13 protein-coding genes are annotated in these 12,481 nt (G+C 36.7%); 8 read left to right on the top strand and 5 right to left on the bottom strand.

The window, feature by feature from the left end:
- The first annotated feature begins 87 nt into the window (after positions 1-87).
- Positions 88-1,143, top strand: coding sequence for a 4-hydroxyphenylpyruvate dioxygenase (gene hppD / locus GAB14E_RS17865; protein ID WP_033081098.1), 1,056 nt, complete (start codon positions 88-90; stop codon positions 1,141-1,143).
- Between the two features lie 311 nt (positions 1,144-1,454).
- On the opposite strand, the gene can is transcribed toward hppD, so the two are convergent.
- Together can and GAB14E_RS24445 are read right to left on the bottom strand one after the other, a co-directional pair.
- Positions 1,455-2,054, bottom strand: a complete 600-nt coding sequence (gene can, locus GAB14E_RS17870; RefSeq protein WP_033081097.1) for a carbonate dehydratase — start codon at positions 2,052-2,054, stop codon at positions 1,455-1,457.
- A 182-nt stretch (positions 2,055-2,236) separates the two neighbouring features.
- Positions 2,237-2,404, bottom strand: coding sequence for a DUF2897 family protein (locus GAB14E_RS24445; protein WP_081967716.1), 168 nt, complete (start codon positions 2,402-2,404; stop codon positions 2,237-2,239).
- A gap of 291 nt (positions 2,405-2,695) precedes the next feature.
- On the opposite strand from GAB14E_RS24445, the gene GAB14E_RS17875 reads away from it, so the two are divergent.
- Positions 2,696-3,715 (top strand): methyl-accepting chemotaxis protein, encoded by a 1,020-nt coding sequence (locus tag GAB14E_RS17875; RefSeq protein ID WP_231561985.1) that lies wholly within the window; start codon positions 2,696-2,698, stop codon positions 3,713-3,715.
- 51 nt (positions 3,716-3,766) lie between these two features.
- On the opposite strand, the gene GAB14E_RS17880 is transcribed toward GAB14E_RS17875, so the two are convergent.
- The gene (locus GAB14E_RS17880) at positions 3,767-4,369 is read right to left on the bottom strand and encodes a PilZ domain-containing protein (protein ID WP_033081095.1); all 603 of its coding nucleotides are present in this window, start codon (positions 4,367-4,369) and stop codon (positions 3,767-3,769) included.
- A 191-nt stretch (positions 4,370-4,560) separates the two neighbouring features.
- Here GAB14E_RS17880 and GAB14E_RS17885 point away from each other — a divergent pair, with 191 nt between their 5' ends.
- The 3 genes from GAB14E_RS17885 to lolE are packed head-to-tail and all read left to right on the top strand — an operon-like array spanning position 4,561 to position 7,900.
- Positions 4,561-5,850 (top strand): lipoprotein-releasing ABC transporter permease subunit, encoded by a 1,290-nt coding sequence (locus GAB14E_RS17885; RefSeq protein WP_033081094.1) that lies wholly within the window; start codon positions 4,561-4,563, stop codon positions 5,848-5,850.
- Between the two features lie 12 nt (positions 5,851-5,862).
- Positions 5,863-6,639 (top strand): lipoprotein-releasing ABC transporter ATP-binding protein LolD, encoded by a 777-nt coding sequence (lolD, locus tag GAB14E_RS17890; protein WP_033081093.1) that lies wholly within the window; start codon positions 5,863-5,865, stop codon positions 6,637-6,639.
- Positions 6,614-7,900, top strand: coding sequence for a lipoprotein-releasing ABC transporter permease subunit LolE (gene lolE / locus GAB14E_RS17895; RefSeq protein WP_231561984.1), 1,287 nt, complete (start codon positions 6,614-6,616; stop codon positions 7,898-7,900). Before lolD ends, lolE begins: the two co-directional genes overlap by 26 nt.
- Positions 7,901-8,536: 636 nt before the next feature.
- Here the strand turns inward: lolE and GAB14E_RS17900 are convergent.
- Positions 8,537-9,118, bottom strand: a complete 582-nt coding sequence (locus GAB14E_RS17900; RefSeq protein WP_033081091.1) for a Fe-Mn family superoxide dismutase — start codon at positions 9,116-9,118, stop codon at positions 8,537-8,539.
- Between the two features lie 299 nt (positions 9,119-9,417).
- Here GAB14E_RS17900 and GAB14E_RS17905 point away from each other — a divergent pair, with 299 nt between their 5' ends.
- Together GAB14E_RS17905 and GAB14E_RS17910 are read left to right on the top strand one after the other, a co-directional pair.
- On the top strand, positions 9,418-9,756 hold the full coding sequence (locus tag GAB14E_RS17905; protein WP_033081090.1) for a Grx4 family monothiol glutaredoxin: 339 nt from the start codon (positions 9,418-9,420) through the stop codon (positions 9,754-9,756).
- 92 nt (positions 9,757-9,848) lie between these two features.
- Positions 9,849-10,454, top strand: coding sequence for a peroxiredoxin (locus GAB14E_RS17910; RefSeq protein WP_033081089.1), 606 nt, complete (start codon positions 9,849-9,851; stop codon positions 10,452-10,454).
- Positions 10,455-10,566: 112 nt separating this feature from the next.
- Here the strand turns inward: GAB14E_RS17910 and rnt are convergent, their stop codons facing one another.
- The gene (rnt, locus tag GAB14E_RS17915; protein WP_033081088.1) at positions 10,567-11,268 is read right to left on the bottom strand and encodes a ribonuclease T; all 702 of its coding nucleotides are present in this window, start codon (positions 11,266-11,268) and stop codon (positions 10,567-10,569) included.
- 231 nt (positions 11,269-11,499) lie between these two features.
- Here rnt and GAB14E_RS17920 point away from each other — a divergent pair, with 231 nt between their 5' ends.
- On the top strand, positions 11,500-12,396 hold the full coding sequence (locus tag GAB14E_RS17920; RefSeq protein WP_052093483.1) for a flagellar protein MotY: 897 nt from the start codon (positions 11,500-11,502) through the stop codon (positions 12,394-12,396).
- Positions 12,397-12,481 lie beyond the last annotated feature (85 nt).

Genomic DNA, 12,481 nt, shown 5'->3' with positions numbered 1-12,481 from the left:
TTGGCCCTTGTAGCCCTAGGGCTTTCGCTCGGAACATTTGCCCCTGATAATAGATTCAAGATTGGAATTGATACAAGAGAAATAATAATGACTGATAGCAAAAACCCATTAAAACTATGTGGAATCGAGTTTACTGAATATGCAACACCAGACTCTGACTTTATGGAACAAGCATTCTATGGTTTTGGTTTTTCTAAAACTAAAAAAATGAAAGGTCGAGATATTGAGTACTTTAATCAAAATGATATTCACTTTTTATTAAATAAAGAAAAATCGGGCTTCTCCAAAGAATTCGCTAAAAGTCATGGGCCAGCAATTTGCTCAATGGGCTGGCGTGTAGAAGATGCTGACTTTGCTTTTAATGAAGCGGTGAAACGTGGTGCAAAATCTGCTGAAAACGAAGCGAATAAACTACCTTACCCTGCTATTTTTGGTATTGGTGACAGCCTGATCTACTTTATTGAAAATTTCTCAGTAACGGGTAGTAACAAAGGTTTAATTTATGATACAGATTTTGAAGCAATAGCTGAGCCTGTATTAGTTGAAGATAAAGGGTTTTTAGCCGTTGATCATATGACTAACAATGTTCGTCAAGGCACAATGCATAAATGGGCTGATTTTTATAAAGATGTTTTTGGTTTTACTGAAGTTAGATACTTTGATATTAAAGGCGTTAAAACCGCATTAATTTCTTATGCTCTGCAATCGCCTTGTGGCAAGTTCTGTATTCCAATCAATGAAGGTAAGGGCAGTAAAGACAATCAAATAGATGAATATTTGAAGGAATATAACGGTCCAGGTGTTCAACATTTAGCATTTTTAACTGACGATCTAGTTGGCTCTCTTGATAAGTTAGACAGTTCTATTATTGACACCCTTAACATTGTACCTGAGTATTATGATGAAATATTTAACCGTGTACCTTGGGTTAAAGAAGATAAAGAGCGTATTAAAGCACATCAAATCTTAGTTGATAGCCAAAGTGAGGACTCTTACTTATTACAAATATTTACTAAGAACTTGTTTGGCCCGATCTTTATTGAGATGATCCAACGTGTTGATGACCAAGGTTTTGGTGAAGGTAATTTTTCAACATTATTTAAATCTATCGAACTAAATCAAATGGAACGTGGCGTTTTATAATTATATAAAGTTCTGTTTTATAATTAAAAACCAGCAAGTTGAATTAAACTTGCTGGTTTTTTGTTATTGGATACATAGATTTGTGTAAATAACCTGAACTCTGGATAAGCAGCATTTGCTCAATACTCCCTTTATCCAATTCTCAGCGTTAAAACGTCGATAAATAACCCGTTATTCATAAACGTTTTGCCTTGATAATCGAATAAATTGAAACATTGATAGCTTATATCGTATTTAAACATCAAGCACTCATTATCCAGAGTTCAGGTTAAATACGGTTTAAATTTCAGCTTTAAGGAAATATTAAGTGTTTATTCATTGTTTGCTGAGACGTTTAAGTCTTTTAAAATACCGTCATGTAAGTTGTAAACTACACCATGTACTGTAATTTCTTGATTATTTTGCCAGGCATTTACTAACGTTGTGGTTTTACAAATATTGGCAACCTGCTCAATAACATTAAGCTCACAAAGTAAATTAATGCGTTCTTTCTCATCAGTGATTTTGTCCATTTCTTCTTTATGGAATCGATAAACATCTTCTATGTGCCGTAACCAGTTATCTATTAAACCATGGCTTTGATTATCAAGTGCAGCGCTTACGCCACCACAACCGTAATGACCACAGACGATAATATGTTGAACTTTAAGTACATCAACCGCGTATTGAATAACCGATAAACAGTTTAAGTCTGTATGAATGACTTGATTAGCAATATTTCTATGAACAAAAACTTCACCCGGTTGCATACCAAGTAAGTCGTTTGCCGGTACACGAGAGTCTGAGCAACCTATCCATAAGTATTTTGGCGACTGTTGTTCAGATAAGCCTTGGAAGAACTCAGGGTCTTCTTTAGTAATCTTTTCAGCCCATTGTTTATTGTTATCAAATAGGTGTTGTATCTTCGTCATAGGTTAAGATATGCCCAGTAGTTAAATTTGATGACATTTTATGTCATCAAAAAGGTAAAAAAAAGTAATTATTTGTAATAAAGTAAATGGACCAATAAAAATACAATTTGGCGGTCATTTAATTAACACCTTAATATAGAAGTAAATAAACACTTAAGTTGGTAAATTGTGTATTTACCTTGCTATTGTTGTTCCTGATCTTGTTTATCTAACGCTTCATTACGTTTCTTGATTTTTGCTAGTTGCTCAGGTGTTAAATTGAACTTACGAGCTGACTTTTTTAATAAAAAGATACCCCCCGCTATAATACCAATAGCGAGGCCTATAATAATTATTGCTATAACTGACATGTATTTGAATAGTCTTTATTGATAATCTTGATGAAAATACTAGCAAAAATAACGCTATACAGGTAATTTATTCCTAATACATAAGAATGCACGCTATAAAATGGCTAGTACGCATTACAATAAAAAATTAACAGAGAAAATATTATGCTCAGTAATTTATCGATAAAACTTCTTTTACCCAATTTAATGATTGGGCTATTTTTTATCTTTAGTGTTTTTTTTATTAGCGGCCCAATAAGTCATTTTACCCTACTATTGCTTTTTTGTGCTTTAGTTTTATTACAAGGCTTTGTGAGTTACTTTTTTTTCAATCAAGTGCTAACCAAGCGCTTGTTACAGCTTAAATCTTACCTTGATATGGTTGTTAGTACGGAAGAGGCGCCATCAGAGCCTTTAAAAGATCTTAACAATGATGATCTTGCTCAAGTAAGCAATGAACTGAGTCATTTTATTGTTGGCTTAGCTGATGTGGTAAGTGTTATTCGCGAAGAAGCAGAAGTATTACGCCAAGGCTCTACTTCATTATCATTACAGATGACTGACTCAGTAAGCCTGGTAGATAACTCTGCTAGTCAAATTACACAAATAGCAGCATCTATTGAGGATGTTGCTAACACATCATCGACTTTATCTAACAGCGCACAGCAAGTGAGTGAAACAACTAGTTTAGTTATGGATATCTTAGCAAGTGGCGTTAATTCATCTAATACCAGTCAAGAAATTATTGAGGCTGTTGCTAGCGAAGTTGGGAACATGTCAAGTGAGCTTGCTTTACTGCAGGAAGAGAGCTCCCGCATTGGTAATGTACTTGATGTGATTAGAGGGATTGCCGATCAAACTAATTTACTGGCTTTAAATGCGGCAATAGAGGCCGCACGGGCAGGGGAACAAGGTAGGGGATTTGCTGTTGTTGCTGATGAAGTAAGAGCGCTAGCTCATCGAACTCAAGAGGCTACAGTAGAAATACAATCTATGGTTGAAGGCTTACAAGCGAAATCCACCAATGCTGTTCAGAGTATCAGCCGAGGTCATAAATTAACTCAAGATTCATTAAATTACTCTGCTGAAGTTGTTAAAGCGTTAGACCATATTGGATTATCTTTCCAAGAGGTTGATAACTTAACATCACAAATAGCTAGTAGTACTTTAGCGCAACAAAGTGCCACTTCTTCTATTAATGACAGTATGTTGGCGGTTGTATCATTAAGTCATGATATTAACAACGGCTTAAATTCTGTTGCCAAACATGCAGAGCAGCAGCAACAAACATCAAAAGAAGTAGAGCGAACCCTCAATAGGATTTGTGTGTAACACCTACTGATTTTTGTCAGCGCTTTAAAATGTTATTACTGGCACAGGTATTTACTGCTCATTGTCTTGATTACGTAATTTAGCCAATTTTTGTAAATGTTTAGATTGCTCATGTAAACTGCTACGTACTAATATTTCTCTATCTTCTTCTCGAATATAGTGAAAGGTAACCTTATGAGTAAACAACTCGTTAATTGCTTCAACCGCAATAACTTCACCGTAGCAATATATTGCACAGTTACTTTCAAGTAGAAATATTTTCAGTTCAAGTAATTGGCCAATACTAAATGCCATCGGTGCAATAAATTTGATGCCGCCACCACCGAATTTAACCCCTTGGTATCTATGTTGTACTTCATCTTGTTGACTCAAAATATAACCTATCAGTAAATCAATTTTTTGAGATTGCTGATTAAGAAAGTTAACTAGCTGCGATGCACTATTACCTAAATTCTGTAGAGATCTCAAAGCGGATTGATCTATTACGCTCATATCCGTAGCTAACTTAAATGGTATAGGAGTATTCGCGCTAAATTGCTCAAAACTAGTGGCTTCAGTGTTATCAATGGTCATGATGTTTACGGAGAATTCATGTTCAATGGCAAAAAACTCATGATACTGTGTTAATTTTTGTTCAAGGGAAAGCGCGGTCATGTTGTTTATTCCAGATAGAAGTTAATATTTCAATGATAAAAAGAAAACTTATAAGATAATGTAACTGTAGATTTTTTCGCTGAAATTGTAACTATAAATTTCCAAGAGGCTATTTATCTCAGACAATTTAAGCGGCTGTGTTATGCTACAGAACATTCTAAATCAGTACCAGATAAAATAATAATACCTCAATGTTTCAACCTATTAGTATCTTCATCGGTCTCCGTTATAGTCGCAGTAAAAGTCATACTGGCTTTGTCTCCTTTATTACATTCTTTTCTACCGTAGGCATTTTATTAGGGGTAGCTTCTCTTATTACGGTTGTCTCCGTGATGAATGGTTTTGAAGGTGAGCTAAAAAAGCGTATCTTAGGCATTATTCCCCATGTCATTGTTAGTGACTTTTCAGACAAAACGGTCGATAAAAATACCGCTACTGCGCATATCCAACACTGGCAAGTCTTGCGACAAGAACTACTCACTTTTCCTCATGTTTTACAAGTCACACCCTTTCTTGAAAGTGAAGCGTTGATCCAGTCATCTAAAGCTCTTCAAGGGGTTTTAGTGCAAGGCATTATGCCTGAATTTGAAAAAATGAATATTATCAGTACTCATATGGTTGCCGGAAATTTAGATAGCCTCTCAAAACAAAACTACTCATTAGTCATGGGACAATCGTTAGCCAATAGCCTACAGGTCAATATTGGTGATGAGGTTCGATTAGTCTTACCTAATAAAAGTATTTTTACACCGATGGGGCGCATCCCCGTGCAACGTGTTTTTACCATCGCGGGAATATTTCATATTGGCTCACAAGTTGATGATGCTATGGTTTATGTCGACAATCGTTATGGCGCAAAGCTGCTAAGGCGAAAGGGAGACGGGATTGATAAATTGCGGCTCTATTTAGATGATGCATTTAATGCTAAGCAAGTTGTGGCAAAGCTTGAACAGATGCAAGAGAGCTCAAAAAACACTCAGCAAAGGCAAATACTCCAAGGAGTAAGTTTTAGTACTTGGGATGAAAGCCAAGGGGCACTATTTTCAGCAGTTAAAATGGAAAAGAATATGATGTGGCTAATGCTGAGTTTAATTGTTGCCGTTGCTGCATTTAATATTGTTTCGGCGCTAGTGATGGTTGTTGTTGAAAAACAAGCTGAGATTGGCATATTACAAACATTAGGCTTAGCGCGCAGTGAAGTCATTAAAATTTTTATCACCCAAGGTATGGTTAATGGCTTGTGGGGAGTTAGTCTCGGTACATTACTAGGTGTGGTGTTAGCACTTAATTTAAACGATATAATGTTGATGGTGGGGGTTAATTTATTTGGTTTTGGCATGCAAGATTTACCAATTAAACTGGAATGGTTCGATGTGCTCACTATCATTTTATCCGCACTAGCAATGAGTTTTCTTGCCACTCTTTACCCAGCATATCAAGCCTCAACCACTCAGCCTGCACAGGTGTTACGCAATGAATAAGGCCATAAATTAATGAGTAAAGTATTACAGTGTTGTCAGTTATCTAAGTCATATAAACAGGGTGATATTGAAACCAAGGTCTTAAACTGCTTAGAGTTAAGTGTTGAGAAAGGTGAGTTACTTGCTGTTGTGGGTAGTTCTGGCTGCGGAAAAAGCACATTTTTGCACCTCGCGGGTGCTTTAGATTCGCCAAGCTCAGGTAAAGTACTAATTAATGAGATTGATATTCACCAGTTATCTGATAAAGAAAGAGCAAAGTTTAGAAATCAACATATTGGCTTTATTTATCAATTTCATCATTTGATGATGGAGTTTACTGCGCTAGAAAATGTAGCTATGCCATTAATGATCCGAGGTGACAAACCCAAGCAAGCTTTGTTAGCGGCAAAACAGATGCTCGCCGACGTTGGCTTAAACCACAGAATTGATTACCGGCCTTCACAATTATCGGGTGGAGAACGTCAACGCGTGGCAATTGCAAGAGCTTTGGTTACCAAGCCATCTTTGGTTTTAGCTGATGAGCCTACCGGTAATTTAGATAGCGATACCGCAGAGCAAATTTATCAATTGATTCGCAGCTTAAATAATACCGCCGACACTAGCTTTGTCATCGTGACCCATGATTTAGTGTTAGCTAATCGTATGGATAGGCAAGTAAAGCTTGTACAAGGTCAATTATTACCCCTTGCCGGTAAAAACGAACAGGAGTCATCGACTTCGACTGTTATCATCAGTGATCCCCATAAGCTCAAAGAGAGTGATAATGAGGTTAGCGAACGCCATGTTTAAACCGTTAAGTATATTTTTAGGCTGGCGTTATGTTCGTAGCCAGCACGGTAATGGTTTTTCTGCTTTTATTTCTGCCTCATCGACCATTGGTATTGCCTTAGGGGTAACGGTACTTATTGTTGTACTCAGCGCTATGAATGGCTTTGAACGAGAATTATCACAAAAGCTTCTTTCTATCGTACCGCATGTTGAGTTGGTAAGTGTTAACCAACCGATAAAGGATTGGCCTGAAAGCATAAATAAAGTACAAAATGAGCTGGCTGTTATGGCTGCAGCACCGGTTATTAAAATGACGGGAATGTTGCAACATGGTTTAAAGCTAAAAGCGGTGGAAGTTCGTGGTGTCGACGCTGAACTGGAAATGCAAGTCTCAAGTATTACTGATTATATTATTGCTGGTAAATGGCAAGCTTTAGCCGGGACTGAAAAAAATAATGGTGTAATTATATTGGGGAGTGGCGTAGCTAAGAAGTTATCAGTAGCGCTCGGTGATAAAATACAGTTATTGTTACCGCCTCCTGAAGGGACTGGTGATGTTAAGCAAGTATTCTCTGCGCCAATTACTCGCCATGTAGAAGTTGTTGGTATATTTAAGTTTGGCGGTACTATAGACGAAACGTTAGCTTATATTCCCCTTTCCCTAGCCAGTGATGTAATGGACTATAAAGTAGGTGAAACACAAAGTATACGTTTGAAAGTTAATGATGTTTTTTCTGCGCCTAAAATAGCTAGGCAAGTTGCCTATAACTTTGATCATTATGTGTATATCAATAATTGGACTCGCACCCAAGGGCATTTATTTAATGATATTCAGCTGGTACGAATGGTGATGTTTATCGTCTTGGTATTGGTTATAGGGGTTGCTAGCTTTAATATCGTCTCGACTTTAATTATGGCAGTTAATGAAAGACAAGGTGATATTGCAATTTTAAAAACCATGGGAGCAAGCTCAAAAACCATTATGTTGGCTTTTATTGCCCAGGGTTTGGTTAATGGCGTGGTTGGTAGTCTATTAGGTGGTCTTTGTGGTGTTTATTTAGCACTGAATCTTACCAGTATTATCAGTGCTATAGAGCAATTGATGGGGATAACCTTTTTGTCTGGTGATGTCTACTTTATAAACTACCTACCCAGTGTCTTACATACTAGTGATGTTTATAGCACTATTCTCACTGCAATGTTCATGAGCTTGTTAGCAACCTTATATCCAGCATGGCGAGCGACTAAAATAGAGCCGGCGCAAATATTAGGGCAACAGTAAATATTTTCTTACCTCACTAAATTCTATTAAAAACGCTACTAAAAAAAAGGCAAAAAAAAGCCCGCAAACAAAGTGCGGGCCAACTCTAATATCAAGTTGATATAAGGAAGTTAAATTCCAAGAAACATGTCAGAGAGAAAAGATAGTAGCTATCATTTCAAGTAATCCGGTTAATGAACTCTCTTTGGAAGAAAGAGGAAGTATCATTGCGCTAACTCAGAAAACAAAACCATTATAAGAGGCGTACTCTGTTGCGACAAGCTAAAGAAATTGCAGTCTTCGCATTAGAAAAACTAATGAATGATTCGGTCTTATGAGTCTAGTGGTATTTAGTGATTAAATATTCATGTTTCGGTGCTTTGTGCTGGTATGTAAGGGGAGTAATCGAATAGGTATGCATGTTTTAGTCTGGTCTTTGATAAATTTACGATATAGTTACTGTGTTTTATCATTACTTTATTTTGTTTCTATTTTGTTTCTGTTTTGTGATGTTTGTTATTATGCATTGTTGAGAGGGAGTATTTAATCGCAGGTGTATTAAAACTAGGTAGGTGATAGTGTGATTTTTTTATTTATAAAAAAACCTAACAAAGGCCAAGCGCAATGTTAGGTTTTCGTTTGGGTGGTTTTCTCGTCTTAGCTAAAGTTAGCTTGAGCGAAATCCCAGTTAGCTAATGCCCAAAAACCGTTAAGGTAATCAGGTCTTACATTGCGGTAATCAATGTAATAAGCATGTTCCCATAAATCTACTGTAATAAGCGGTGTAACAACTTCGTCAGTTAATGGCGTAGCAGCATTTGAAGTGTTTACAATAGCTAAGCTACCGTCAGAATTCTTCACTAACCAAGTCCAGCTTGCCCCAAAGTTATTAATAGCGCTATCGGTAAACTTAGCTTTAAACTCACTAAAAGAGCCAAAGCTGCTATTGATTGCTGCTAGTAAATTACCTGATGGCTCACCACCGCCGTTTGGACTTAAGCTGTTCCAATAAAAAGTATGGTTCCAGATTTGTGCTGCATTGTTGAAAATACCTGCAGAAGAGCTTTTAACAATCTCTTCTAAGCTTTTATTTTCAAACTCAGTACCACCAATTAAGCCGTTAAGCTTAACTACGTAAGTATTGTGATGTTTGCCATAATGAAATGATAAGGTTTCTGCTGAAATGTGTGGCTCTAATGCATTTTGTTCATACGGTAATGCCGGTAGTTCAATGGCCATTATACTCTCCTAGTTATAATTCTAATTTTCCACCAAAAGTAGGTGTTTTTTCATATAAACTTGAGTAAAATACTCAAGTATTATTTATTCAGGTCATAAACATATATAGGGATTGTCAGGACTAATTTCAAGGCTATATATTCTTAAAATCAATAGATAAGCTGTTTTGGATGATAGTACTTATTCTATTACCTTGTATTGAAAGGAGCTGGAAGGAGTTGAAAATTTATTTTTTATCTCCATATGTAGGGTATATCAATACAAATGAATAGAATAAGCATTAATTAATAGAGGGTGTTATGGATACAGTTGAACGCATTAAAGAACAAATTAGCGAAAATACAATCTTGCTATATATGAAAGGGTCTCCTAAATTACCAAGCTGTGGTTTTTCATCACAAGCATCACAAGCATTAATTTCTTGTGAAGAGAAGTTTGCTTATGTTGATATTTTACAAAACCCTGATATTCGTGCGGAATTACCTAAATACGCTGACTGGCCAACTTTCCCACAATTATGGGTTGAAGGTGAGTTAGTTGGCGGTTGTGATATTATTATGGAAATGTTTCAACAAGGTGAATTACAAACCTTAGTGAAAGAAGCTGCGGCAAAAAATCCCTCAGCAGAAAGCGAATAATCATCACTTAACTGGTTGATATATTAATATTTGTCACAATATATCTAACCAGAAATATTAAATTTTTAACATAAAAATAAACGGAGCATAAAATGAGCGTATTAGTTGGTCGTCAGGCACCTGACTTCACTGCAGCAGCAGTACTTGGTAGCGGTGAAATTGTAGATAGCTTTACATTAAGCGAAGCAATTAAAGGTAAAAAAGCAGTAGTGTTTTTCTACCCATTAGATTTTACTTTTGTTTGTCCATCTGAGCTTTTAGCTTTTGATCACCGCATGGAAGAGTTTAAAAACCGTGGCGTAGAAGTAATTGGTGTTTCAATTGATTCACAATTTTCACATAACGCATGGCGTAACACTCCAGTAAATGAAGGGGGCATTGGCCCAGTACAATACACTTTAGTTGCTGATACTAAACATGAAATATGTAAAGCATACGATGTTGAACATCCTGAAGCCGGTGTTGCTTTCCGTGGTTCTTTCTTAATTGATGAAGAAGGTAACGTACGTCACCAAGTAATCAATGATTTACCACTAGGTCGTGATGTAGATGAAATGTTACGTATGGTTGACGCACTACAATTCCACCAAGACCATGGCGAAGTTTGTCCTGCTGGTTGGAACAAAGGTGATAAAGGCATGACAGCTTCACCAGAAGGTGTTGCTGCTTACCTTGCAGATAATGCAGACAAGTTATAATTTTTGCTAACTGAGTAAATTAGCTATTTCAGCTAATTTACTTTAGCGTAAAAATTAAAAAAACCGCGCAAGCGGTTTTTTTATGTCTACATTTTAGCAGTGATATTTTCTACTATGCCTCAGCTTCATTTTCTATAGAAACTAGCGGCCAACCACCTAAAGCTCGCCATTTATTGACTATGTGACAAAATAGCTCGGCAGTTTTTTCAGTATCATAAAGTGCGCTATGCGCTTCATCATTATTAAAATCTATTTTGGCTGCTATACAAGCCTTGGCTAAAACAGTTTGCCCTAACGCAAGACCAGCAAGGGTTGTGGTATCAAAGCTGACGAAGCTATGAAAAGGGCTGCGTTTAATTTTACAGCGTTCGGTAGCTGCATTTAAAAAACCTAAATCAAAGGCTGCATTGTGGGCGACAATGATAGCGCGTTGACAACCAGCTGCCTTCATTTTCTTTCTTACTAATTTAAAAAGGCTTTTAAGCGCTTCATCTTCCTCAACTGCACCACGTAAGGGGTTAGTTGGGTCTATGCCAGTAAATTCCAGCGCTTTTGGCTCAAGGTTAGCACCTTCAAAAGGCTCAATGTTAAATTGTATGGTTTCATCGATAGAGAAGTCACCTGTGGCTTCATCCAAATGTAACATAGAAGCGGCCAGCTCAAGTAAGGCATCGGTTTGGCAATTAAAACCGGCTGTTTCAACATCAATAACAACGGGGAAGTAGCCACGAAACCTTTGAGCAAATTCGCATTTAACATTTTCAGTTTTTTTTTGGGCATTTTGCTGGTTAACTACAGTGCTTGATTCTGGCATGGGTCACTAAATAAAGGAGGTTTAAAATAATGCCGGTGATTATCGCAGAAAGTTTATTTAAAAACGACAGTGAAAATTGCATCTGACTCATAAAGTCTATTTTTTTAGGGTGAAAAGCGATATTTCAACGATAAAATGCTAAAGTTATCTAAGTTAAAGACGATACCCTTTATATCCCAGACAGGAAAATATGAATAGTCCTGTTATTTGCTATCGATACTGTGCCAAATTATGAAAAAAATAGTCGCATCTCTGAGTACTAGTTTTCTTATCATTGCCAGCTTAAGTGCTAGTTTTTTTGTAAGCGATGTTAAAGCCGGAATACGTCAATATAGCGCAGATATCCATAACTCTAAATGGCAATTATCTGATGACTCCCGCCTTCAGTGCACATTATCACATCAAATCCCTCGTTATGGCGAAGCACGATTTTCAGCTAAAGCTAGCCGTAAGCTTAATATGGAATTTGAGTTAGACATGATGCTGTTACCTGATAATTATTCCTTAGCAGAAGTTCGTAGTGTTGCACCTAACTGGCAACCAGGTTTAGGCTCCAGAACCATAGCGAATATGAAGTTACATAAACAATTTAATCCAAGCTTACCTAAAAAAGTTGCTTGGACTATGTTAAGTGAATTAGAGCAGGGTATGAGTCCGACATTTTATTATAATGACTGGTATAGCGAACAAGATAAAATATCGGTAGGTCTCTCTACAGCACGCTTTAAAAAAGCTTATAAAGACTTTGTCGGTTGCGTTGGTAACTTACTCAATTATAGTTTTGATGATATTGCCTATACAGTACTTAACTATCAATCAAGTAGTGATAAATTTACTAAGGCATCACAAAGGCGTATCGAAATGATTCGTCAGTATTTGAGCCTAGATCCAGAGTTAGAATTGGTATTAATTGATGCTTATTCTGATAGTTATGGTGGCCGTTGGTCAAACTTAAAATTATCGGAACGTCGAGCGGCTAAAATCAGAGATTATTTTGTACAAAATGGTATCGAAGTCAGTCGTATCGAAGCAAAAGGCTATGGTGAAAAGCGCCATATCTCTTCTAATGATACAACATTAGGTCGAGGGAAAAATCGCCGAGTAGTTATTCAAATGCAAAAACCTTAACCCTATTACCACTATTTTGCTAATACACAGTAAATAACACTTACTACTAACCCCGTAGAAAGTTTAAAAAAACTGAAGTAAAGTG

The organism is Colwellia psychrerythraea, from assembly GCF_000764185.1.
Taxonomy (GTDB): domain Bacteria; phylum Pseudomonadota; class Gammaproteobacteria; order Enterobacterales; family Alteromonadaceae; genus Colwellia; species Colwellia psychrerythraea_B.
This window is presented reverse-complemented; position numbering and strand designations above follow the sequence as displayed.

Bases quoted from the DNA above. Each gene is read 5' to 3' on its own strand.
- GAB14E_RS17885 (WP_033081094.1), top strand. From the start codon at position 4,561: ATGTTTCAACCTATTAGTATCTTCATCGGTCTCCGTTATAGTCGCAGT.
- GAB14E_RS17905 (WP_033081090.1), top strand. From the start codon at position 9,418: ATGGATACAGTTGAACGCATTAAAGAACAAATTAGCGAAAATACAATC.
- GAB14E_RS24445 (WP_081967716.1), bottom strand. From the start codon at position 2,404: ATGTCAGTTATAGCAATAATTATTATAGGCCTCGCTATTGGTATTATA.
- GAB14E_RS17910 (WP_033081089.1), top strand. From the start codon at position 9,849: ATGAGCGTATTAGTTGGTCGTCAGGCACCTGACTTCACTGCAGCAGCA.
- lolE (WP_231561984.1), top strand. From the start codon at position 6,614: ATGAGGTTAGCGAACGCCATGTTTAAACCGTTAAGTATATTTTTAGGC.
- GAB14E_RS17900 (WP_033081091.1), bottom strand. From the start codon at position 9,118: ATGGCCATTGAACTACCGGCATTACCGTATGAACAAAATGCATTAGAG.
- can (WP_033081097.1), bottom strand. From the start codon at position 2,054: ATGACGAAGATACAACACCTATTTGATAACAATAAACAATGGGCTGAA.
- GAB14E_RS17880 (WP_033081095.1), bottom strand. From the start codon at position 4,369: ATGACCGCGCTTTCCCTTGAACAAAAATTAACACAGTATCATGAGTTT.
- hppD (WP_033081098.1), top strand. From the start codon at position 88: ATGACTGATAGCAAAAACCCATTAAAACTATGTGGAATCGAGTTTACT.
- GAB14E_RS17920 (WP_052093483.1), top strand. From the start codon at position 11,500: ATGAAAAAAATAGTCGCATCTCTGAGTACTAGTTTTCTTATCATTGCC.
- lolD (WP_033081093.1), top strand. From the start codon at position 5,863: ATGAGTAAAGTATTACAGTGTTGTCAGTTATCTAAGTCATATAAACAG.
- rnt (WP_033081088.1), bottom strand. From the start codon at position 11,268: ATGCCAGAATCAAGCACTGTAGTTAACCAGCAAAATGCCCAAAAAAAA.